General features: G+C 57.5%; 18 protein-coding genes and 2 tRNA genes. 7 read left to right on the top strand and 13 right to left on the bottom strand.

Going from position 1 to position 21,177, the window contains the following annotated elements; genetic code table 11:
• Positions 1–528: 528 nt before the first annotated feature.
• The 5 genes from J3348_RS12270 to J3348_RS12290 all read left to right on the top strand — a co-directional run bounded on the left by J3348_RS12270 (position 529) and on the right by J3348_RS12290 (position 6,491).
• Complete coding sequence (locus tag J3348_RS12270) at positions 529–1,716, top strand: alanyl-tRNA editing protein (protein WP_207699078.1); 1,188 nt, start codon at positions 529–531, stop codon at positions 1,714–1,716.
• Positions 1,717–1,886: 170 nt separating this feature from the next.
• On the top strand, positions 1,887–2,663 hold the full coding sequence (gene trmB / locus J3348_RS12275; RefSeq protein ID WP_097774175.1) for a tRNA (guanosine(46)-N7)-methyltransferase TrmB: 777 nt from the start codon (positions 1,887–1,889) through the stop codon (positions 2,661–2,663).
• Complete coding sequence (locus J3348_RS12280; protein ID WP_097777082.1) at positions 2,656–2,835, top strand: DUF6472 family protein; 180 nt, start codon at positions 2,656–2,658, stop codon at positions 2,833–2,835. The genes trmB and J3348_RS12280 overlap by 8 nt, the downstream gene beginning before the upstream one ends.
• Before the next feature lie 36 nt (positions 2,836–2,871).
• A complete protein-coding gene (locus J3348_RS12285) occupies positions 2,872–3,975 on the top strand; it encodes a putative ABC transporter permease (protein ID WP_207699079.1) in 1,104 nt (367 codons plus the stop codon).
• A gap of 200 nt (positions 3,976–4,175) precedes the next feature.
• Positions 4,176–6,491: a GGDEF domain-containing protein gene (locus J3348_RS12290; RefSeq protein WP_207699080.1), complete on the top strand. Its 2,316-nt coding sequence runs from the start codon at positions 4,176–4,178 to the stop codon at positions 6,489–6,491.
• Positions 6,492–6,600: 109 nt separating this feature from the next.
• Here J3348_RS12290 and J3348_RS12295 read toward each other — a convergent pair whose 3' ends face one another.
• Entirely contained in the window at positions 6,601–7,521 is a 921-nt protein-coding gene (locus tag J3348_RS12295) for a sugar phosphate nucleotidyltransferase (RefSeq protein WP_005938365.1), read from the bottom strand.
• Positions 7,522–8,081: 560 nt separating this feature from the next.
• On the opposite strand from J3348_RS12295, the gene J3348_RS12300 reads away from it, so the two are divergent.
• A complete protein-coding gene (locus tag J3348_RS12300; protein WP_118528542.1) occupies positions 8,082–8,603 on the top strand; it encodes a hypothetical protein in 522 nt (173 codons plus the stop codon).
• 507 nt (positions 8,604–9,110) lie between these two features.
• On the opposite strand, the gene thrS is transcribed toward J3348_RS12300, so the two are convergent.
• The 12 genes from thrS to J3348_RS12360 form a co-directional block, all read right to left on the bottom strand.
• Positions 9,111–10,895 carry a threonine--tRNA ligase gene (gene thrS / locus J3348_RS12305; protein WP_005938348.1) on the bottom strand — a complete coding sequence of 595 codons (1,785 nt, stop codon included), beginning with the start codon at positions 10,893–10,895 and terminating at the stop codon, positions 9,111–9,113.
• Positions 10,896–11,262: 367 nt separating this feature from the next.
• Positions 11,263–12,531 carry a chloride channel protein gene (locus J3348_RS12310; RefSeq protein ID WP_207699081.1) on the bottom strand — a complete coding sequence of 423 codons (1,269 nt, stop codon included), beginning with the start codon at positions 12,529–12,531 and terminating at the stop codon, positions 11,263–11,265.
• A 207-nt stretch (positions 12,532–12,738) separates the two neighbouring features.
• Complete coding sequence (locus J3348_RS12315) at positions 12,739–14,484, bottom strand: ammonium transporter (RefSeq protein WP_097774182.1); 1,746 nt, start codon at positions 14,482–14,484, stop codon at positions 12,739–12,741.
• Positions 14,485–14,805: 321 nt separating this feature from the next.
• Complete coding sequence (locus tag J3348_RS12320; RefSeq protein WP_005938341.1) at positions 14,806–15,213, bottom strand: DUF1622 domain-containing protein; 408 nt, start codon at positions 15,211–15,213, stop codon at positions 14,806–14,808.
• 12 nt (positions 15,214–15,225) lie between these two features.
• The gene (locus J3348_RS12325) at positions 15,226–15,861 is read right to left on the bottom strand and encodes an RpiB/LacA/LacB family sugar-phosphate isomerase (protein ID WP_207699082.1); all 636 of its coding nucleotides are present in this window, start codon (positions 15,859–15,861) and stop codon (positions 15,226–15,228) included.
• A 45-nt stretch (positions 15,862–15,906) separates the two neighbouring features.
• On the bottom strand, positions 15,907–16,251 hold the full coding sequence (locus J3348_RS12330) for a cupin domain-containing protein (protein WP_005938337.1): 345 nt from the start codon (positions 16,249–16,251) through the stop codon (positions 15,907–15,909).
• A gap of 103 nt (positions 16,252–16,354) precedes the next feature.
• Complete coding sequence (locus tag J3348_RS12335; protein ID WP_005938335.1) at positions 16,355–17,164, bottom strand: gluconate 5-dehydrogenase; 810 nt, start codon at positions 17,162–17,164, stop codon at positions 16,355–16,357.
• 319 nt (positions 17,165–17,483) lie between these two features.
• Positions 17,484–18,245 (bottom strand): SDR family oxidoreductase, encoded by a 762-nt coding sequence (locus J3348_RS12340; protein WP_207699083.1) that lies wholly within the window; start codon positions 18,243–18,245, stop codon positions 17,484–17,486.
• Between the two features lie 156 nt (positions 18,246–18,401).
• Positions 18,402–19,463 (bottom strand): tryptophan--tRNA ligase, encoded by a 1,062-nt coding sequence (gene trpS, locus J3348_RS12345; RefSeq protein WP_120121009.1) that lies wholly within the window; start codon positions 19,461–19,463, stop codon positions 18,402–18,404.
• Between the two features lie 306 nt (positions 19,464–19,769).
• Positions 19,770–19,846 (bottom strand) — tRNA-Asn (locus tag J3348_RS12350).
• 41 nt (positions 19,847–19,887) lie between these two features.
• A tRNA-Glu gene (locus J3348_RS12355) sits at positions 19,888–19,962 on the bottom strand.
• Between the two features lie 88 nt (positions 19,963–20,050).
• Positions 20,051–20,683: a hypothetical protein gene (locus J3348_RS12360; protein ID WP_207699084.1), complete on the bottom strand. Its 633-nt coding sequence runs from the start codon at positions 20,681–20,683 to the stop codon at positions 20,051–20,053.
• Between J3348_RS12360 and J3348_RS12365 the strand changes: the two genes are divergently transcribed.
• Positions 20,673–20,978, top strand: a complete 306-nt coding sequence (locus J3348_RS12365; protein WP_154256470.1) for a hypothetical protein — start codon at positions 20,673–20,675, stop codon at positions 20,976–20,978. The two genes, J3348_RS12360 and J3348_RS12365, sit on opposite strands and share 11 nt — an antisense overlap.
• Positions 20,979–21,177 lie beyond the last annotated feature (199 nt).

A 21,177-nucleotide genomic window follows, 5' to 3' on the forward strand; every position in this document is an offset into this window, starting at 1 on the left:
ATTACCTTCCTCATTTTTAACATTTTATGGGAATATCGTTGTTTCTTATCATAACATATCCGCAGACTATTTTCCACAGGCAAAAAACGTGGTATACTTATTTTTAAACTGGGTGTGTATCCCTTTTTCGATTTTAAATAGCCTCCGCTTTCGCTCTGGCTATGTTCAGCGGAATCCAGATTTTTTATTTCGCGTTTGTCGCGGCCTGCGGAACTTGTCGGGGCAAGGCCCCTCCATCTGCTGACGCAGACCGCTCGCCGCTTAAAAGCCCCACCGGGGCTTTCATTGCTGCGCAAACGCGGGCCGCTCCAAACGCATTTTCACCAGAAGGGCCGAAACCGGCAGATGCAGTAAAATCTCTTTTGTTGTTGGCCTTTACGGCCCCTTGCGTGAAAAAGCAGAATTGGAACGACCGCAGTCGTTCCAATTCTGCAAAAATAAAAATAAATTTTCCGCTGAATATGGCCAGAGCCTGCGGCGGCCATTTTAAATCGTCAAACTGCACCCTGAACAGGAGGTACCCGCGCCATGCAGCGCACAGAAAAATACTTTGAACAGGACGCTTTCCGCACCCAGTGCGAGAGCACCATCCTTGCCGCAGAGCCGGACGAAAAGACCGGCGGCGGGCGCATTGCGCTGGACGGCACGGTGTTCTACCCGGAGGGCGGCGGTCAGCCTGCCGACCGGGGCACCCTGACCCTGCCGGACGGTGCCACGCTGAATGTGACCGATGTGCACGAGCATGACGGCATCCTCTGGCACAGCGTGGACGCTCTGCCGGAAAGCGCTGTTCCCGGCACTGCCGTTTCCGGCTGCATCGACTGGGAATGGCGGTTTGACAAAATGCAGCAGCACACCGGTGAGCACATTCTTTCCGGCATCCTGCACCAGATGTTCGGGGCCGAGAACGTGGGCTTCCACATCGGTTCCGAGGCTGTGCGCATGGACACCAGCGTGCCCATTTCTGCCGAGGGCCTGCAGGCAGCCGAGCTTGCCGCCAACCGCATCGTGTGGCAGGATGTGCCGGTGCTGGTCAGCTACCCCACCCGGGAGGAGCTTGCCGCCCTTGTCTACCGCTCCAAAAAGGAGATCGAAGGGCAGGTGCGCATCGTGACCATTCCCGGTGCGGATGTCTGCGCCTGCTGCGGCACCCACACCCGCACCACCGGACAGGTGGGACAGATCAAAATTCTGGCCAGCGAGAACTACAAGGGCGGCGTGCGGCTGAGCGTGGTGTGCGGCCAGCGGGCATTGCTTGCTGCACAGGCTATGCGCCAGCGGCAGGCAGAGATCGGGGCGCTGCTCTCGGCCAAGGCCGACCAGACCGCTGTGGCGGTGCATCGCATTTACGATGAGTATACTGCGCTCAAGTTTACACACTTTGGTGTATGTTCTCAGCTGTTCGATGCACTTGCCCAGCTGGCAAACCCCGGTGAGAATGCCATCCGCACAGTGCCCGGCCTTGACCCGGACGGCCTGCACCGGCTGGCGGTGCGCCTGACCGAAGCCACCACCGGTCTCTGCGCCGCCCTGACCCCCACCGAAAAGGGCACCGGCTACTGCATCGCGCAGGCAGACGGCGATGTGCGCGCCCTGACCAAAGCCCTGAACGCCGCCCTGAACGGACGCGGCGGCGGCAAGCCCGGCATCTGTCAGGGCAGCTGCGCCGCTGCACCGGAACAGGTGGAGGAATTTTTGCGGGAGCAAAACCGGTAAGCATCCTCGCCCTCTCCGTCTTTGCTTCGCAAAGCCACCTCTCCCAAAGGGAGAGGCTTTGGCAGTACGGAAAACCTTCCGGCTTTGCCAAGGGCTCCCCCCTTTGGGGGAGCTGGCGCGTCAGCGCCTGAGAGGGCGAGCCACGTTAATTTTAAGGAGAACAACAAACTATGAGAATGCGTTTCAAACCCTATGCCCACGACGAGCTGATGGCAGCCGACTTCCATGTGCACGAGCCGCTGATCTGGGGCGGCAGGTGGCACGCCCAGTACGCCCGCCCGGAGCAGCCCTTTGTGCTGGAACTGGGCTGCGGCAAGGGCGGCTTCATCTCCCAGCTGGCCTGCGCCCACCCGGAAAACAACTATCTGGGCATCGATATCACCGATAAGGTGCTCATCCTCGCCAAGCGCAAGATCGAAGCCGCCTATCAGGCTGCAGGCCGCCCCATCGACAACGTGAAGATCATGAGCACCGACATCGAGCGCATCAAGGGGGTCATTACCGCCGAGGATACGGTCAGCCGCATCTACATCAACTTCTGCAATCCGTGGAGCAAGAACGGCTCTTCCCACAAGCACCGCCTCACCTACCCGCGCCAGCTCATCAACTACCGTGAGTTCCTCAAGGACGGCGGCGAGATCTACTTCAAGACCGACGACGATGATCTGTTCCGCGACAGTCTGGAATACTTCCCCGCTTCCGGCTACGACATCGAGTGGATGACCTTTGACCTCCATGAGAACGAGCCGGAGTGGAACATCCGCACCGAACACGAGGGCATGTTCACCGAAATGGGCATCAAGATCAAGGCCCTGATCGCCCGCAAGGACCCGGACCCTGCCAGCGTGACCTGGATCGAGCCGAAGATCCTCAAGCGTCAGGCCCGCGAAGCGGCCGAGGCCGAGGCTGCTGCCAAGGCTGCACAGGAAGGCGAAGGCAATGAATGACCCCTGCGAGATCTGCCTGAACAATGTGCAGGACGAGTACGGCAGCTGGTACTGTGCTCAGGGCGGCTGTCTGGACGAGGACGAGATGGCCCGCTATCTTTCCCGCAGCACGGCCGCCTGCCCGTTCTTTGAGCCGGGCGATGAATACAAGATCGTACAAAAACAGAACTGACCTGCACAGCAGCATGATTCTCACAGGAGGTGTTTTATGCTCAACTTTCTCACGACCACCACAGTATGCGGCTTTTCGCTGTACCATGTGCTGGCCTTCTTCCTCATTTATTCCTGCACCGGCTGGTGTCTGGAGGTCATCTTTGCCGCCGCCACCACCGGTCAGCTGGTGAACCGCGGCTTTCTCAACGGCCCGGTGTGCCCCATTTACGGCTTCGGCATGATCATTGTGCTGTTCACCCTGACCCCTTTGCAGGACAGCGTCCTGCTGCTGTACATCGGCGGTGTCATCCTGCCCAGTGCGCTGGAACTGGTAGGCGGCTGGGCACTGTATAAGCTCTATCACACCCGCTGGTGGGACTACAGCGACTTTCCCTTCAACATTGGCGGCTACATCTGTCTGGAATTCAGCCTGCTGTGGGGCGTGGGCACGCTGGTGGTCATGCGCATCGTCCACCCGGTCGTCGCCGGTCTTGTGGATATGGTCCCGCCCTTTGTGGGCTTTGTCGTTATGTGTGTGCTCTATGCGGTCTACGCGGCAGACGTAGTCGTTACGGCCTTTGCCGCCTCCGGTCTGGCCAAGACGCTGGATGCCATGGAGCAGCTGGCTGACAGTATCCATGCCGTCAGCGATGCCATGACCCAGCTGCTGGGCACCACCACCCTGAACGCCGACCAGAAGCTGGACGAGCAGCGCCTGCAGCTCAAGCTTGCTGCCGCCGAGGCCCGCGAAGCCGCACCGAAAAAGCGCGCCCTGCGTGAAACGCTGGCCGCCGTCCGTGCCAAGACCGAAGAGGCCCGCGAGGCCGCAAAGCGTGCTTCCGAGATTGCCAAGCTCAACACGGCCGAAGCCGCCAAGGCTGCACAGCTGGCCGCCAAGGGCACGATGGAGCGCGCTGCCGAGCTGCTGCGTCTGGAACAGCTGGCCGAGGAGCTGCAGGCCCGCAGCGATGAAATGCAGGCCCAGCTGCTGCGCACCCCCCGCATCGTTGGCCCGCGCCGCATGCTGCGCGCCTTCCCCGGCCTGAAGCATGGCGTAAAAAAGACCACCCTCAAGGCCCTGCGCCTTGGTCTTGCCCGCCGGGAAAGCCCCGAAGAAGAACCGAAGAAAAACGGCTCCGACACCCGCAAGGATGCCTGAGACCGCTGCCCAAAAGACCGCTGCACAGGAATGCAGCGGTCTTTTTATGCCCCGCCTTCCGGACCCGTCCGGCGTTCCGTTCTTTTTTGCCGCAATGTCGCAATGTTTTAAATATCTATTTTCAAAGGTTTAAAATCGTGCTATACTGTTTTCTAAAATGCCATATTTTGTCGAAAACATCCAACAGCGAGGGATTTATCATGTCCGAAGAACTGAAGTCGAATGAAAATGTCGGCGCACTGCAACCCGATGCACTTGCACAGATCGCATCGGTAGACCCCAGCCCGGCCGTAGGCGGTATGCACCCCTTTACTCCGGCCATGCTCAGCCGTCTCAAGAAGCAGCGTCAGCTGCTGAGCGAGCTGGAGCACGCCCTGAAAAATCACGAGTTCTGCTTCTTTCTGCAGCCCAAGTGCAACAGCATGACCCGCGCCATCGTGGGCATGGAAGCACTGGTGCGCTGGAACCACCCCACCCGCGGCTGCGTGCCCCCGTCTGAGTTCATGCCCCTGCTGGAAAGCACCGGCCTTGTGACCCAGCTGGATCAGTATATCTGGGAGTCTGTCTGCAAGACCCTGCACAAGTGGCAGGAGAGCGGCAGCAATCTTGTGCCTGTATCTGTGAACGTTTCTGTGGTGGATATCGTCAATCTGGACGTGCCGCAGATCTTCTCCAACCTTGTGGAAAAGTATCAGCTGGAGCCCAAGCTCCTGCTGGCCGAGATCACCGAGACCATGCTGGCCGAAAACGCTTCTCTGGTGGAAAACACCATCCAGGGCCTGCACCGCAAAGGTTTCTCTGTGATGATGGACGACTTTGGCAGCGGCTATTCTTCGCTGAATATGCTCAAGGACACCAACGTGGATGCCATCAAGCTGGACATGAAGCTCATCGACATGAACCAGCAAAACCGCAGCAAGGGCGTGCAGATCGTGGAATCGGTGGTGGATATGGCCCACCGCCTGAATCTGCCCATCATCGCCGAAGGCGTGGAAACGCCGGAGCAGGTCTCCATGCTGCAGGCCGCCGACTGCCTGTATACGCAGGGCTATTATTTCTACAAGCCCATGCCGGTGGAGAACGCCGAGGCCCTGCTGGCCCAGCCCAACAGCGAGGATTACTGGGATATGCGCCGCGACCTGATGCGCCGCGACCTGATGCGCCATGACCGCCGGGTCCCCGTCTCCGACAGTGAGCAGACCGCACTGGCACTGCAGGCCTACCAGATCTTTGCGGATAATGTGCTGGAGCTTTCTCTGCTGAACCTTTCCACCGGCGAATACCGGGTCATCAAGCGGGATCCACGCCTGCCCGGTGCCGGTTCGGACACCGAGGAGGACTTTGCCGCTTACTGTGAGCGCATGGTGACGAACAAGGTGATTCACCCGGACGACGCGGAGATGTTCACCGACCAGACCGATCTGGAGACCCTGCGCTCCGCTGTATTCAGCACCCAGCAGCCGGAGGCCTACCGCTTCCGCAAAAACGTGTCCGGCCAGTTCGTGTGGATCACCATGGAATTTCTGCCCTGCCGCAACTGCTGCGCCCAGAACCCATGGGCCACCGTGGTGGTGCGTGAGGATGCACAGGCCGACCATCTCAGCGAGGAGCTGGACTTCTCCTACAGCCACGACACCCTGACTGGCCTGCTGAACCGCAGCCTCTTCGAGACCGATCTGCGGACGCTGCAGTCCAGCGAATACGACTCCATGGTGTGCACCTACATCGATGTGGTGGGCCTGCACGAGATCAACAACCATCTGGGCCACCGCAGCGGCGATGCCATGCTCTGCTTCATTGCCAATGCGGCCCGCAAGTTCTTTGTTTCCAGCCGCATCTACCGCATCGGCGGTGACGAATTCGTGATCTTCACCCCGAACCAGCCGCCCTACAGCGTGTGGGTGGCTGTGGACAAGATGCGTGCTTTCCTGCGCGCGAAGGAATATGAGATCTCGGTGGGCATCCAGAGCACCAACGACCTGCACCGGCTGGACGATGCCATGAATCAGGCCGAAGCTGCCATGCGGCAGGACAAGCAGGCCTATTATGCCCGCAACGGCCAGGAGCGCCAGCTGCGGGGCCTGAACGAGAAGCTGGAGCGGACCCTGACCGAAAAGCGGGATGCCGAGCACTTCCTGCGGGTCCTTGCCCCCAAGTTCAAGAGCGTGTTCGTTGTGGATCTGAAGACCGACCGTATGCGCGGCGTGATCGTCCCGGACTATTTCCAGAAAATTCTGGACACCTCCGGCGGCTCTTTCCTCGCCGTTCTGCAGCAGTACCGTGATACGCAGGTGCAGCCCGCCTACCGCGAGAGTCTGGCGGACCTGCTGGACTACAACTATATCCGCAGCAAGGTCCTGACCGGCGACATCGTGGAGCACACCTATAAAAAGACCGACGACACCGCCTTCCGCGTCAAGGTGACACCCTACTCCAGGAGTGGCTCTCATATCGATGAAACGCTCTGGATCTTCTCGGATGAAGGGGCATCCCTTACCCCTCCCCAGACAAAATAAGTGATTAAACGTTAAAAAAATCGGAAACGACTGTGGTCGTTTCCGATTTTTGTTTTTACAGAAAAGTTGTGCCGGGTGCCCAGAGCCAAGCGGAGGGCATTTTAAATGGTCAGGCCCACAGATTTTCCGGGTACTGGCCCTCTGCCGTTTTGCGGGCGATGGCTTCCACCACCAGCGGCTTATCCTCACGGTAGGTAACGCCGTACCATTTATCCGTGCTGCGCAGCACCTGAATTTTTGCCTTGCCCTCTTCGATCAGTTCCGTGACCACCAGCGGCAGGAAATACTCACACTTGAGCGGGTTTTTAGGCAGATTTTCGGTCAGCCAGCCCGCAAAGCGCTGCTCGGCTTCGTCCAGAAAGCTTTTGCCAAAGCCCCACAGGTTCATGCTCACCGGGGTATCGCCAGGCAGGTCGGTCCAGCTTGCGCCGCCGTCCTCGGTGAAGTGTACGCCGTTTTCGTACGTTTCAATGCGGGTGCGTTCGGTCACACTGTGCAGGGTGCCGTCGGGGTCGGTTACGCACACGCCGCGGGCCACGCTGCCGTTCTCGGAGACAGTGTTCCGGAGCAGATAGCTTACCATGCAGTAGTCGTAATAGCTGCCGTCCTCGTGGGTGGACAGGTAATCATACATCACCCGGAAGGCCTCCGGGCCGTAATAATCATCGGCATTGATGACCGCAAACGGGCCGTCGATGAGGTCCTTTGCCGCCAGAACGGCGTGGCAGGTGCCCCAGGGCTTGACACGGCCCTCCGGAACGGCAAAGCCTGCGGGCAGCTCATCCAGCTGCTGGAAGGCGTATTTCACGTTCATGGCCTTGGATACACGCTCGCCGATGGCTGCCTTGAAAGCATCCTCGATCTCATGCTTGATAACAAAGATCACCGTCTCAAAGCCTGCGCGGCGGGCATCGTAAAGGGAATAATCCACGATCACCTGACCGTTCGGCCCCACCGGGTCGATCTGCTTCATGCCGCCGTAACGGCTGCCCATGCCAGCCGCCATGACCACCAGTACCGGTTTGTTCATATAAGGTTCCTCCCGTATCTGAGCCGCAGCCGCGGCAGAATATTTATTGTCTCATTATACTCCATTTTGGACAGAAAAACAATTTGAAATGGCTCCGCCTCAGGGAAATCAATTTTTGCAGCTTGATCCGGATTAAAAGCGCCGTGCCAGCTCTCGGGTGACTGACCCTCTCAGTCATCTCGCTTTGCTCAATGCCAGCTCCCCCTTTCGGGGGAGCTGGCAAAACCGTCAGGTTTTGCCTGAGAGGGTTCCGCCAATCGCGGCTATCCGTTTGGGCCTCTGTGTGAAAATGAGTTTGTCGCGGCCCGCAGGCCGCGACAAACTCAAAAATATAAAATTCATTCCGCTGATAATGGCAGAGCGAAGCGGAGCCATTTTTCAATCGTCCCTTCGTTCCGCAAGTTAAAATTTCCAAAATATGCAATTTATTCTTGCAAAAGTATTGTTTTTGTCATGTAAATATTGTATAATGGCGGCATCAATGCAGGTTTTACCTGTCAAAAAGCGTCCTTTAGTGAAAGCAAAGCTTTCCAATACGATCAAGAAAGAGGTATTTTATCATGAATGAAGCCGTTACCAAGCGCTTTCTGCTGTATTTCCGCCTGATGCTGCTGGTGTGGATCCTGATCGCCAATGCCATCATCCATGTGACCGGCCTGGAGTACAGCTGGCTGATCTTTCTGAGCAATATCATGATGTTCACGCTGGAAGGCGATGTGAAGGATCGCTTCGTCACCGTTGAGCTGGGTGGTCTTGTGGGCCTGATCCTCACTGTGATCGCTCTGCTTTCCATCACGGCCCTGACCCCGGTGCTGGGCGGCTTCTTCGGCTTCCTCATCCCGCTGGCCGTGGTGCTGTTCATCCTCATCATCCTGCACCCCTACGCACCCAAGGTGCTGAACAACGTGGGCTTTGCCTACCTGACTGTGGCCTGCATCGACACCACCGCTCTGGCCACCCACCTGCCCCAGTTCTTCATCACCTTCATCGTGGGTTCGATCCTCTTCAACGGCGTGTGCGTGCTGCTGATGAAGCCCGCCAAGGCTCTGGCCGTCAAGAGCGTCCAGAAGGAAAACGCGTAACTCTCTTTACGGAGTATATAACATAAGCGAAGGCCCCGTTCCGATCGGAACAGGGCCTTCCCGTTTATGTGTTGTTATTTGCCGAAAATTGCACACTGTCGATTTTTGTGCTATACTGGTCGCGCTGCCCTTCCCATTCTGGCATCAGAAGGGGGTGAGGACCGATGAACTCAATTTTAGTCAACTTTCTCGTGGCTGTCGCAGCGCAGGTAACGGCAAACTATCTGTGCAAGTGGCTTGATAGTCACCGCAAGGGCAAGTAAGCACAAGAACCCCCTTGGAGCGGCAACTCCGAGGGGGTTCACTTTTGTGTGAGACCGATGCAATACTCAATCTCTATCAACTTTCTCTACCCTTATTATATGCATCCTTGCAAAAAAGTCAAGGCGGCGGTATTTTTTTCAGTTTGCGGCATCCATACGGATCCTTACATTCGTTGTTGCCATGCAAAAAAAGCGCCGCTCTCCCCTGCCGGGAAAGCGGCGCTTTGTGTTTTGCAGTGTCTGCTTACAGGCTGCGGTTGCGGATCTCGGCAGTCACCTTTGCGATGAATGCATCCAGCTCCATCGTGGTGGTCTCGCCCTTGCGGTCACGCACCGAGATGTTGCCTGCTTCGGCTTCCTTGGCACCCAGAACCAGCATATAAGGCACACGGTCCACCTGCTGTGCCTCGCGGATCTTGTAGCCGATCTTCTGGTTGTCGTCGTCCAGCACAACACGGACACCGGCTTCCACCAGCTTTTCGGTCACGCCCTCGGCGTAGTCCAGCGTCTTTTCGGAAACGGGCAGCACCTTGACCTGCGTGGGAGCCAGCCAGGTGGGGAACTTGCCCTTGGTCTCTTCGATCAGGTAAGCCATGAAGCGGTCCAGAGAGCCCAGGATGGCGCGGTGCAGCACCACGGGGGTCTTTTCGGTGCCGTCCTTGTCCACGTAGGTCAGGTGGAACTTTGCGGGCAGGCAGAAGTCCAGCTGGCAGGTGGACAGGGTGTACTCGGCACCCACGGCGGGCTTGACGTTCACGTCCAGCTTGGGGCCGTAGAAGGCAGCCTCGCCGATCTCCTCGGTGAAGTGGATGCCCAGCTCGGTCAGCACTTCGCGCAGGGCCTGCTCTGCATGGTTCCACATGGCATCATCGTCGTGGTACTTCTTCTTATCGGCAGGATCACGCAGGCTCAGCACGCAGCGGTAATCGGTAATGTTGAAGTCCTTGTACACCTCAAAGATCAGGTCGCACACGTTTGCGACCTCGCTCTTGATCTGCTCCGGGGTGCAGAACAGGTGAGCATCGTTCTGGCAGAAGTGACGGCCGCGCTCGATGCCCTTCAGGGTGCCGGAGGACTCGTAACGGAAATCGTGGGCGATCTCACCGATGCGCATGGGCAGGTCACGGTAAGAATGGGGACGATTTGCGTAGATCATCATGTGGTGGGGGCAGTTCATCGGGCGCAGAACATAGCTCTCGCCCTCCATCTCCATGGCGGGGAACATGTTCTCACGGTAGTGATCCCAGTGACCGGAGGTCTTATACAGGTTCACAGTGCCGATGCAGGGAGTCATAACGTGCAGGTAGCCGCGTGCACGCTCCTTCTCCTTGATATAGTTCTCCAGCTCCTGCCAGACGGTGTAGCCTGCGGGCAGGAACATGGGCAGGCCGCGGCCAACCAGATCGTCGGTCATGAACAGGCCCATTTCCTTGCCGATCTTGCGGTGATCGCGCTCACGGGCCTCCTGCTGCTCCTTCTCCCATGCATCCAGCTCTTCCTGATTGCGGAAGGCCACGCCATTGATGCGGGTGAGCATCTTGTTTTCCTTGTCGTTCTTCCAGTATGCGCCGGACTGCTGGGTGATCTTGAAGGCCTTCAGCGCCTTGGTGTAGGTCAGGTGGGGTCCGATGCACATATCCACGTACTCGCCCTGCTGGAAGAAGCTGAACTCGGTCTCATCGGCCAGATCAGCCATGTGCTCGATCTTGTAGTTCTCCTTGCGCTCTTCCATCAGCTTCACGGCCTCGGCGCGGGGCAGGATGAAGGGCTTGATGGGCAAATTCTCCTTGACGATCTTGCGCATCTCTTTTTCGATGTTTGCCAGATCCTCGTCGCTAAGCTTCTGGTCGCCCAGATCGACATCGTAGTAGAAGCCGTTCTCGGTAGCGGGGCCGAAGGCGAAGTCAGCCTGCGGATACAGGCGCTTGATGGCCTGCGCCATGATGTGGGCTGCGGTGTGGCGGATAACGTGCAGTTCCTGATCCTGCGGGCACTCGTCCACATGACCGTCCTTATAGATGATCTTCATAATGTTTGCTCCTTTGACTGATAAAGTAAAACAAAAAAGCGCTTCATCCCGCACACTTACTCACGGGATGAAGCGCCTGAAAAAATCAGAAACGTTCCACGGTTCCACCCGAATTGCGTGCTTTTCTGCACGCCACTCGCTGTGCTGTAACGGGCGCACCCGGCAGAGGTTCTCCTCTGCGCTCTGCGGTGGTAGAGCTCCGGCACATGACAGGCTGCTTGCAGCGCCCTTGCGGGGCAGCCCTCTCTGGGTCATGGAGAAACAGGAACTCAGTTTGTCCGCATCATCGCTTTTACAGGATGAAACTACGCTGATTGTAGCACGTCCCGCCGAAAAAATCAAGAGACGCAGCCATGAAATTTTTTCTTCATTTTTCTTCCTTCGGCTGCAGGAATTCCGAAAAAAGCTTGCTGGTGCGGAACCCCTGACTGGAATACAGGCTGTGATAGCCGGAGAACATATAACTCAGGCCGCAGGCCAGAGCCATCAGCTCAAACCCGGCCCCGCTGAACAGCTCAGCCGCCAGTACAATGGAAGCCACCAGCGTATTGGTCGCCCCGCAGAACACGCACACCAGACCCACTGCAGCAGAAAAGCCCGCCGGGAGCCCCAGCAGCGGCCCCACCACGCAGCCAAACGTTGCGCCGATGTAAAAACTCGGCACCACTTCGCCGCCCTTGAAGCCCACGCTCAGGGTCAGCACTGTAAGCACCATTTTGCACACAAAGTCCCACGGCAGAGCCTGCTCCAGCTCAACGGCATCCATAATGACATCCATGCCGGCACCGTTATAGCGGCCCACCCCCATCAGGTAGGACAGCGCCACCACAGCCGCACCGCCTGCAGCAGCCCGCACCCACGGATTCGGCAGCAGTTTGGGGATCTTATGCTCAAAAAAGTGCAGCATCTGGCAGAAAATCACCGCCACCACCGCGCAGCACATGGCCAGCACGGCGGTGCGCACCACCGTCCGGGCATCCAGCGGCGGCGCTTCCATCACAAACCGTGTGGGCGCAATGCCGGCCTTCAGCGAGATGCTGTATGCAATGAGCGCCGCCAGAAAGCCCGGCACGAAGGCCACGGTCAGCATCAGGCCCACATCCACCACCATCATCGCAAACAGGGTCGCGGTCAGCGGTGTACCGAACAGCGCCGAAAAAAATGCCGCCATGCCGCACACGGTAGCCGTGCGGCAGTCATGATTGTTGAAGTGCAGCACCCGGCCGATATTCCAGCCGATGCTGCCGCCCATCTGCAGCGCTGCGCCCTCGCGGCCGGCCGAGCCGCCGCACAGATGGGTGAGCACAGTGCCCAGAAAGATGGCCGGGACCAGCCACGGCGTCACCGAGCTGCCGTCCTGCACGGCCCGCAGCACATCGTTGGTGCCCTTGCCGACACAGCCTGTCGCCTTATACAGAGCCGTAATGGCAATGCCTGCCGCAGGCAGAAGCCATAGCAGCCAGACCTGCTCTGCGCGCTGCTCGGTCACCCATTCCACTGCCAGATGGAACAGCGTTCCGATACCGCCGCACAGCACGCCGGTGCACACAGCCAGAAGCGTCCACCGGAACAGTGCCAGAAGCGAGACCCGGATCGCTTCCTTATAATGCAGGAACCATTCCTTTATTTTCCACATGTTTCTTCCCCGCACCTCTCTTATTTTCGATCTGATTTTGTCTATATGCGCCAAAACATAACATGTTTTTCTATCAATGTCAACCAAAGAACGGCAAAGGATATTATACAACTTTTACATACCCGGTAAAACAAATGCCAAAAGCCCCGCTTCTTTGTGCGCAGAAGCGGGGCTTTTGATTTGGTTGCCATTAGAGATTTTGGAGTTTTACTCCACATCCTGCAGGGCGGCAAAGTCCTCTTCGCCGGTGCGGATCTTGACCACGCGGGTCACGTTGTACACAAAGATCTTGCCGTCGCCGATGTGTCCGGTGTACAGTGCCTTCTTGGCAGCCTCCACCACAGCGTCCACGCTGATCTTGGAGACGATCACCTCCACCTTGATCTTGGGCAGCAGGGTGGTATCCACAGGCACGCCGCGGTACTTTTCGGAAGTGCCCTTCTGGATGCCGCAGCCCATCACCTGCGTGACGGTCATGCCGGTAACGCCCAGATCGTTGAGGGCAGTCTTGAGCTGATCGAACTTGGAAAGCTTTGCAATGATGGACACCTTGTGCATACCGGTGTCGTACACGCCATCGTGAATCACGGGCGAAGGCTCGCGCACCACAGGAACGGCAGCGCTGATCTGCTTGTCGGTGGCCTTGGTCACATCGTCCTCGCCGAGGTCGGTGTTCTCGTTGGGCACCATGGCAGCAGAGTTTGCATCGGAGATGGAGAAACCAGCGTAAGCGGATGCCAGACCATGCTCGTGGATATCCAGACCGTCGATCTCCACCTCTGCGGGAACGCGCAGGCCGATGAACTTATCGATGAGCTTGAAGATAATGAACATCACAACGACAACGTAGATGTCAACGGTAACGAGGCCCAGCAGCTGGGTGCCCAGCTGTGCCAGACCGCCGCCGTAGAAGAGACCTGCGTGCTCGGTGTTGGCACCGGTGGAGAACAGGCCCACCGCAATGGTGCCCCACACGCCGTTTGCAAAGTGGACGGAAACTGCACCAACAGGGTCATCCACCTTGGCGATGTTATCGAAGAACTCAACGCTCAGAACAACGAGCAAGCCGGCCACAAAGCCGATGAAGAATGCGCCGAAGGGAGAAACGGTATCGCAGCCTGCAGTGATCGCCACCAGACCGGCCAGAGAACCGTTCAGGGTCATGGAGACATCGGGCTTTCCGTAGCGCAGCCAGGTGAAGATCATAGTCACACAGGTGGCAACGGCTGCGGCAAGGTTGGTGTTGAAGCAGACCAGACCGGTCATGGTCATGGCCTCGTCGGTGGCAAGGCTCAGAGAGGAGCCGCCGTTGAAGCCGAACCAGCAGAACCACAGGATGAACACGCCCAGAGCACCGGCGGTCAGGTTGTGGCCGGGAATGGCGTGAGGCTTGCCGTTCTTGTCGTACTTGCCGATGCGGGGACCCAGCATCCATGCGCCCAGCAGAGCGATGACACCGCCCACATTGTGGACTGCTGCAGAGCCTGCAAAATCATGGAAGCCCATGCTCTGCAGCCAGCCGCCGCCCCACATCCAGTGGCCGCAGATGGGGTAGACCACCAGCGAGATCGCAGCAGAATAAACGCAGTAAGCCTTGAAGTTGGTGCGCTCGGCCATGGAGCCGGAAACGATGGTGGCGGCCGTTGCGCAGAACACGGTCTGGAACACGATGTAGACCCACAGCGGGATATCCAGACCCAGATGGCTGTAATCGCCCTGAATGAACGGGTCGAAGCCGCCGATCAGTGCGCCGGTGCCGCCGAACATCAGGCCAAAGCCGATGATCCAGTAGCACGGGGTGCCGATGCAGAAGTCCATCATATTCTTCATCAGAATATTACCGGTGTTCTTGGCACGGGTGAAACCGGCTTCGCACAAGGCGAAGCCCGCCTGCATGAAGTAGACGAGGAACGCTCCCACGAGCGTCCAACAGGTGTTGACGGAGCTGAACATAACTTTCCATACCTCCCACGAATGTGATGCCGCAAGGCCACCAGAACCTTTTGGCGTGTGCGGTGTTCCCCGTGCCGATCGCACGCAGGAACGCTTCATTTGCACTCAGGAGACCCTCTATCCTCCCCCGAGCGGCAATATCCCCGAAAACACAAAAGGCGCTGGCGGAATCTCTTCCGTCAGCGCCTTTGCTTTCGATGGCAAGAGTATAGTCCCTTTGTGCAAAAGTGTCAAGGGCTCATGTCAAGGTTTTACGTTTTTCACAACGCAAAGAAAGTTATCACGGCAAAAGTTTGGCAAAACTCTGTTTTCAGCTGCGCACTAGTCATTCTTTTCCGTTTCTGTGTCGTTTTCTGCTTTTTTGCGGCCGGAGCGATGTCCGCCCTGCATTTCCCAGTGCAGCATCAGGCTCATCATGGCGCGCAGCGCAAAGGTGGCAGCCAGCGGCACCACCGACTCCAGATTCTGCAAAAGGAAGGTCTTTGCGATCTCCGCCGACATCAGGAATTCCAGCGCCGTGGTCAGGCCGCTGCTCATCTCGTGGTGGAAATCATGGTGGTCATGGAAGAAGGTCGCCCGCACATAGTGGTAGGTGGCCTTGATAAGACTGGTGACGATGATGAACAGACCGATCACTTCGGCAAGGCCCGCGATCATGGGCACTGCGGTCTCCAGAAAGCCTTCCAGTCCATGGGTAATGCCTGCGTTCAGATGATAAAGCCAGCCCATAGCAGCATCCTCTTACAGCAGCGTCTTGACGTATGCTGCCAGCTCCTCGTCCTTGCAGGAGGCGAAGAACAGCTCGCTGAACTTTGCACCGGCCACAGCGCCCTTCAGCAGGTCCTGATCGATGCTCTTCAGGCACTCGATCAGCGGCTTGAAGGTAGCGGCACGCACGCCGTCCAGGATCTTCTTGTTGCGCTGCTCAGGCTCCACGCGCTCCTTGGGGTAGCCCTGACCGTGGCCGAAGCCGAACAGTTTCTCGAAGCAGTACTCAAGGTTCAGCTCACCGCCCCAGCCGAAGCCCTTGGCAAACGGCATGGCAACGGCGTTGCCGTCGTTCACGTGGGCAAAGGTATAGGCATCCACAGGGTCCTCCACATGGCCGCAGATCACGCCGGGGAAGCTGTTCAGAGCCAGCATGGCACCCTCGCCGGTGCCGCAGCCGGTGATGACGTAATCGGCTGCGCCGCTGTTCAGCAGGATGGCAGCCAGAATGCCACACTGCACATAGGTCAGCTGGGCAGCATCGTCGGCAGCGTACATGCCGTAGTTGACCACCTCGTAGCCCATGGGCTCCACCACCTTTTTCAGGGCAGCTTCAATGATGCCATTCTTGGCGGCCTGACTGTTCTCGTTGATGAGTGCGATCTTCATAGTAGTTTCTTCTCCTTTTATGATCTTCTCCTGCAGGTGCAGGTGTTATACAAAGTCCTCGCGCATGGGGGTAAAGAAGTCCAGCATCACGCCGCCTTCCAGACACACACAGCCGTGCATCACGCCGTCCTGCTTGAGCAGGGTGTCGCCGGGGCCCACCTCGCGGGTCTCGTCGCCGATGGTAAAGCGGTAGCGGCCGGAGACGATGTAGGTGACCTGCGTGTGCGGGTGGCAGTGCATGGCACCCACACCGCCGGTCTCAAAGGTATTTTCCACGCACATGGCATCCTTGCTGTAGGCCAGAATGCGGCGCTTTACGCCCTTGCCGCACACCTCCGGCTCGATCTCGGCATGGGGCACCCATACTGCGTCTTTATGCTGTTTTTCCATTATAACATAACATCCTTTCCCATACAAACACAAAAAGCGGCAGCCAGCAGGCAAAGCCTGCCCGGCTGCCGCCGTGCTCAGTCCTTTGGGATATCCTCAGCCATTACTGAGGCTGCTTGCCGATGTAAGCCAGAATGCCGCCATCGACGTACAGGATCAGGCCATTGACAAAGTCAGAAGCCTCGGATGCCAGGAAGACAGCAGGTCCGCCCAGATCCTCTGCCTCGCCCCAGCGGCCTGCGGGGGTCTTAGCAACGATGAACTGGTCGAAGGGATGACGGCTGCCGTCGGGCTGGATCTCGCGCAGAGGTGCGGTCTGCGGGGTAGCGATGTAGCCGGGTCCAATGCCGTTGCACTGGATGTTGTATGCGCCGTACTCAGAAGCGATGTTCTTGGTGAGCATCTTCAGGCCGCCCTTGGCTGCAGCGTAGGCGGAGACGGTCTCACGGCCCAGCTCGCTCATCATGGAGCAGATGTTGATGATCTTGCCGCCGCCCTGTGCGATCATGTCGGGGATGATGGCCTTTGCCACGATGAAGGGAGCGTTCAGGTCAACATCGATGACCTGACGGAACTGAGCAGCGCTCATCTCGGTCATGGGGATGCGCTTGATGATACCGGCGTTGTTGACCAGAATGTTGATGTGGCCAACTTCCTCGGTGATCTTTGCCACCATGGCGTTGACGGCATCCTCATCGGTCACGTCGCAGACGTAGCCGTGAGCCTTGATGCCTGCTTCTGTGTAAGCAGCGATGCCCTTATCCACCAGCTCCTGCTTGATGTCGTTGAACACGATGGTAGCGCCATTGGCTGCCATTGCCTTTGCAATAGCCATGCCGATGCCGTAGGATGCGCCGGTGATCAGCGCGACCTTGCCGGTCAGATCAAAAGATTTGGGAGTGCACTGTGCCATAATAGAGTCCTCCAATCAAATTGTTCCTTTGCGGGGAAGCCCCGTTTTTGCTCTGCAGGACGCTCAAAAAGCCGAACTCTCGATTTCAGCATCCTTCTTGTATACAGGGTAACATTCTTTTTGGGCTCTGTCAAGGCATTTTCTTCTGCATTTTTGCTGTATTTTTAATTTTCCGGGAAATTTTTTCGTGAAAAGTCGTGCAAAGCTGCAAAAACCCGGGTTTTTCTTGTATACACGGTTTCAGCCATTAGCGGTGCGCACAATTTCGGCGGAAAAATTTGGGCTTGTTGACAAGAGCCATATTGAGCCATCCAGAATATCATCCCATCTTCTTTTTCTGCTGCCGTGCCACAATGGGCATCAGCAGGGAGGCAGGCAGCAGCTTCTGCGCCGTGGTGCATGCCCGCATAAAGGCCGAGGGCACGATGATGGTCCTGCGGTGCATCATGCCGTGCATGGCTTCCTGTACGCAGAACTCCGGCGTGATGCCCTTGAGGGCAAACACCACCCCTGCCCGGTCGTTGAACTCGGTATCCACCGGCCCCGGGCAGAGCGCACACACGTAGACCGGGCTGTGCAGCTCCTGCAGCTCCCGGGCAACGCCCCGGGTCAGGCTGACCACATAGGCCTTGCTGGCATAGTAGCCCGCCATATAGGGCCCGCCGGGCAGCAGCCCCGCCGAGGACGCCACGTTCAGGATGGTGCCGCCGCCTGCCGCGTGCATCCTGCGCACCGCAAAGCGGAACAGCCGCGCCATGGCTTCCACATTCACCCGGATCATTTCCTCTTCCCGGGCGTCGTCGGTCTCCAGATAGCTGCCGCACACGCCAAAGCCCGCGTTGTTGATAAAGATATCAATGGTCTCCCCCTCCAGCTCCTTGAAAAGGCGCTGGCAGTCCTCCTCCCGGGCAAGGTCTGCGGGCAGGATGCGGCAGGGCGTGCCCAGCTTTGCGGCCAGCGCTTCCAGCCGGTCGGTGCGGCGGGCGGTCAGGATAAGCCGGCAGCCCAGCTTTGCATAGCGGCGTGCAAACTCCTGCCCGATGCCGGAGCTTGCGCCAGTGATCCAGATGGTCTTTTGCATGGTGATTTTCCTTTTTTCTCTCGCCCCCAGAGCGGGGGCTTTCTGTACTTATTGCCCCTATTTTAACACAGTTTGACCGCATTTTCTATGCAATTTTCGTAAACTATAAAAAGAGTGTCCGGAACACCTGCGGCATCCCGGACACTCTCATAGATTTTATTTCAACAGGTTGTCATTCTCGAAGTAATCGATCCGCATGGACTTGCGCACCTCGGCCAGCGTGGCGGCGGCAGTCTTTTCGGCATAAGCGCTGCCCTCCTTCAGGATCTCCACCACCTCGGGCAGGCGCTGCTCCCACTCCTTGCGGCGGGTGCGGATGGGCTCCAGCTCGGCCTGCATGACGCTGTTCAGGAACTTTTTCACCTTCACATCGCCCAGGCCACCGCGCTGGTAGTGCGCCTTTACCTCGTCGAGGTTCTGGTATTCCGGCCAGAACTCGGCAAAGTGCTCCGGGCGGCAGAAGGCGTCCAGATAGATGAACACCGGGTTGCCCTCCACCTTGCCGGGGTCCTGCACCCGCAGGTGGTTGGGGTCAGTGTACATGGACATGACCTTCTTTTTGATGTCCTCCGGTTCCTCGGACAGGTAGATGCAGTTGCCAAGGCTCTTGCTCATCTTGGCCTTGCCGTCGGTGCCGGGCAGGCGCAGGCAGGCGGCGTTCTGGGGCAGCACGATCTCCGGCTCGGTCAGGGTGTCGCCGTAAACGGCGTTGAATTTGCGCACGATCTCGCAGCACTGCTCGATCATGGGCTTCTGGTCCTCACCGGCAGGCACGGTGGTGGCGTGGAAGGCGGTGATGTCCGCCGCCTGACTGATGGGGTAGCAGAAGAAGCCCACCGGGATGCTGGTCTCAAAGTTGCGCATATGGATCTCGCTCTTGACGGTGGGGTTGCGCTGCAGGCGGCTCACGGTGACGAGGTTCATATAGTAGAAGCTCAGCTCAGTCAATTCCGGCACCATGGACTGGATGAAAATATGGGTCTTGGCGGGGTCGATGCCGCAAGCCAGATAATCCAGCGCCACCTGCAGGATGTTCTGGCGCACCTTTTCCGGGTTGTCGGCGTTATCGGTCAGGGCCTGTGCATCGGCGATCATAACGTAGATCTCATCGTACTCGCCGGAGTTCTGCAGGCGCACCCGCTCCTTCAGGGAACCGACATAGTGGCCCACATGCAGGCGGCCGGTGGGACGGTCGCCGGTCAGAATGATTTTTTTCATGATGTTCTCCTTTATTTTGCCGGAAGGCGGCTCGCCCTCTCCGTCTTTGCTCCGCAAATCCACCTCTCCCAAAGGGAGAGGCCTTGGCATAACGGTATACTTCGTGTAGACTGCCAAAGGCTCCCACTTTGGGGGAGCTGGCGCGAATGCGCCTGAGAGGGCGAGGATGCTGCTCTTAAAAGCATCCGCCCACCAACAAATTTTCAATTCTAAAACATGCTTTAAGTATATCCCGCCTCGCATTTTCTGTCAACAAAAGCGGCCGGAGAAAAAGAAAAAAGCGATGGAAAACTTCCATCGCTTTGCTGGCGCCTCTTGCCTGACTCGAACAGGCGACACCCTGATTAACAGTCAGGTGCTCTAACCGACTGAGCTAAAGAGGCATCTATATAAAACGGCACATGACCGTTTTACTACTATAAAATGGTGACCCGTACCGGAATCGAACCGATGTTAAAGGCGTGAGAGGCCTCTGTCTTAACCGCTTGACCAACGGGCCATACGTCCATTTTGCATCGGGTGTTCGCTCCCGACTTGGCTATTTTAGCATAGCACGCCTGCTTTGTCAACACAAAAATTCAATTTTTTCAAAAAATCTTCCGCACCCGGGCCGCGCCGGTGTGGAACAGGCCCAGCGCCAGCCCCAGATATACGCCGATCACCGTATCGTTCTGGTCAAATTCCATCTGCTGGCGCTGCGGCAGGCCGGCCAGTGTACCCTTGTATACGCACCGCAGCTCTTCCAGCCGGGTGTAGTCGTTCGGGTGCATCAGGGTGCTGTGCTTGGGCAGCTCCATGGCACCGCTCTTTTCCAGCACCTCGCTGACGAACTGGGAGCAGAAATAGTGCCGGCGGCGCTTCCAGCGGATATGCATCCCGCAGAGCGCAAGACCGATAACGTTGAACTGGTAAAGGCTGCCGTGGGCCATCATGTGCTCGGCACGGCGGCGGGCACGGGTGTAGGCTTCATCGCTCACATCCAGCGCATACAGTGCGCAGGGCACGTTCTCCCGCAGACGGAACACACCCCGGTTCAGGTATTCCCTGCTGGGCCCTGCCGGGAACATGGTATAGCCGTTTTTGCGGGTAGAGCTGTACAGGCAGCTCAGGTCTTCGTCAAAAGCCAGCGAAGCGTGGGTATAATTTGCACCGGTAACAGCGTAAACAAGGTTTGAAAGCAGGGTACCCGACCGGGTGAGCAGGATGTAGATGGTCTTCATGATCTTTTTCCTTTTTATATGCAGCACACAGAAAAAGCGGGGCTGTCCTTTTGTCAGATACAGTATACCACAGGCAAAGCTTCTTTGTCATAAAAATCGTCAAAATCTCGTAAATTTTGCACAAATCGGGCTGTGGATCCTGTTCCGCTCTTCCCTGCCGCGCCGTTTTGCGGGAAGGGCCGTTTTTGTGCTCGGTTTTTCATGCATCCCAGCTCGTCAAAATTTTATCAAAAAATTGTTTTCCCGCCGTTCCACCTTATTTTTTCAGGTCTTGCCCCCTGCTTTTGTTTCCTGAAATTGTTTCAGGCAGTTAAATTTCTTAATGAAATTTGTTTCTTTTCTGCAAATAGCACGATTCGTTTATTGATTTCGGGATACTTTTATGTATAATGGTATACAGGAGAATTTGCATTTACAAACTGCAAGCCTTCTGCGCAGCGCCCGGCCCGCCGGGAAACGCTGTGCCCTATACAGGACGTATGGATCAAACGAAA

This window comes from Faecalibacterium sp. Marseille-Q4896 (assembly GCF_017377615.1).
GTDB lineage: Bacteria > Bacillota > Clostridia > Oscillospirales > Ruminococcaceae > Faecalibacterium > Faecalibacterium taiwanense.

What these genes read in the sequence shown, in the direction of transcription:
- J3348_RS12320 (WP_005938341.1), bottom strand. Translation starts at nt 15,213, where the DNA reads ATGGGCTGGCTTTATCATCTGAACGCAGGCATTACCCATGGACTGGAA.
- J3348_RS12290 (WP_207699080.1), top strand. Translation starts at nt 4,176, where the DNA reads ATGTCCGAAGAACTGAAGTCGAATGAAAATGTCGGCGCACTGCAACCC.
- J3348_RS12300 (WP_118528542.1), top strand. Translation starts at nt 8,082, where the DNA reads ATGAATGAAGCCGTTACCAAGCGCTTTCTGCTGTATTTCCGCCTGATG.
- J3348_RS12325 (WP_207699082.1), bottom strand. Translation starts at nt 15,861, where the DNA reads ATGAAGATCGCACTCATCAACGAGAACAGTCAGGCCGCCAAGAATGGC.
- J3348_RS12310 (WP_207699081.1), bottom strand. Translation starts at nt 12,531, where the DNA reads ATGTGGAAAATAAAGGAATGGTTCCTGCATTATAAGGAAGCGATCCGG.
- J3348_RS12330 (WP_005938337.1), bottom strand. Translation starts at nt 16,251, where the DNA reads ATGGAAAAACAGCATAAAGACGCAGTATGGGTGCCCCATGCCGAGATC.
- trmB (WP_097774175.1), top strand. Translation starts at nt 1,887, where the DNA reads ATGAGAATGCGTTTCAAACCCTATGCCCACGACGAGCTGATGGCAGCC.
- trpS (WP_120121009.1), bottom strand. Translation starts at nt 19,463, where the DNA reads ATGAAAAAAATCATTCTGACCGGCGACCGTCCCACCGGCCGCCTGCAT.
- J3348_RS12340 (WP_207699083.1), bottom strand. Translation starts at nt 18,245, where the DNA reads ATGCAAAAGACCATCTGGATCACTGGCGCAAGCTCCGGCATCGGGCAG.
- J3348_RS12295 (WP_005938365.1), bottom strand. Translation starts at nt 7,521, where the DNA reads ATGAACAAACCGGTACTGGTGGTCATGGCGGCTGGCATGGGCAGCCGT.
- J3348_RS12335 (WP_005938335.1), bottom strand. Translation starts at nt 17,164, where the DNA reads ATGGCACAGTGCACTCCCAAATCTTTTGATCTGACCGGCAAGGTCGCG.
- J3348_RS12315 (WP_097774182.1), bottom strand. Translation starts at nt 14,484, where the DNA reads ATGTTCAGCTCCGTCAACACCTGTTGGACGCTCGTGGGAGCGTTCCTC.
- J3348_RS12360 (WP_207699084.1), bottom strand. Translation starts at nt 20,683, where the DNA reads ATGAAGACCATCTACATCCTGCTCACCCGGTCGGGTACCCTGCTTTCA.
- J3348_RS12270 (WP_207699078.1), top strand. Translation starts at nt 529, where the DNA reads ATGCAGCGCACAGAAAAATACTTTGAACAGGACGCTTTCCGCACCCAG.
- J3348_RS12285 (WP_207699079.1), top strand. Translation starts at nt 2,872, where the DNA reads ATGCTCAACTTTCTCACGACCACCACAGTATGCGGCTTTTCGCTGTAC.
- J3348_RS12365 (WP_154256470.1), top strand. Translation starts at nt 20,673, where the DNA reads ATGGTCTTCATGATCTTTTTCCTTTTTATATGCAGCACACAGAAAAAG.
- thrS (WP_005938348.1), bottom strand. Translation starts at nt 10,895, where the DNA reads ATGAAGATCATCTATAAGGACGGTCATGTGGACGAGTGCCCGCAGGAT.
- J3348_RS12280 (WP_097777082.1), top strand. Translation starts at nt 2,656, where the DNA reads ATGAATGACCCCTGCGAGATCTGCCTGAACAATGTGCAGGACGAGTAC.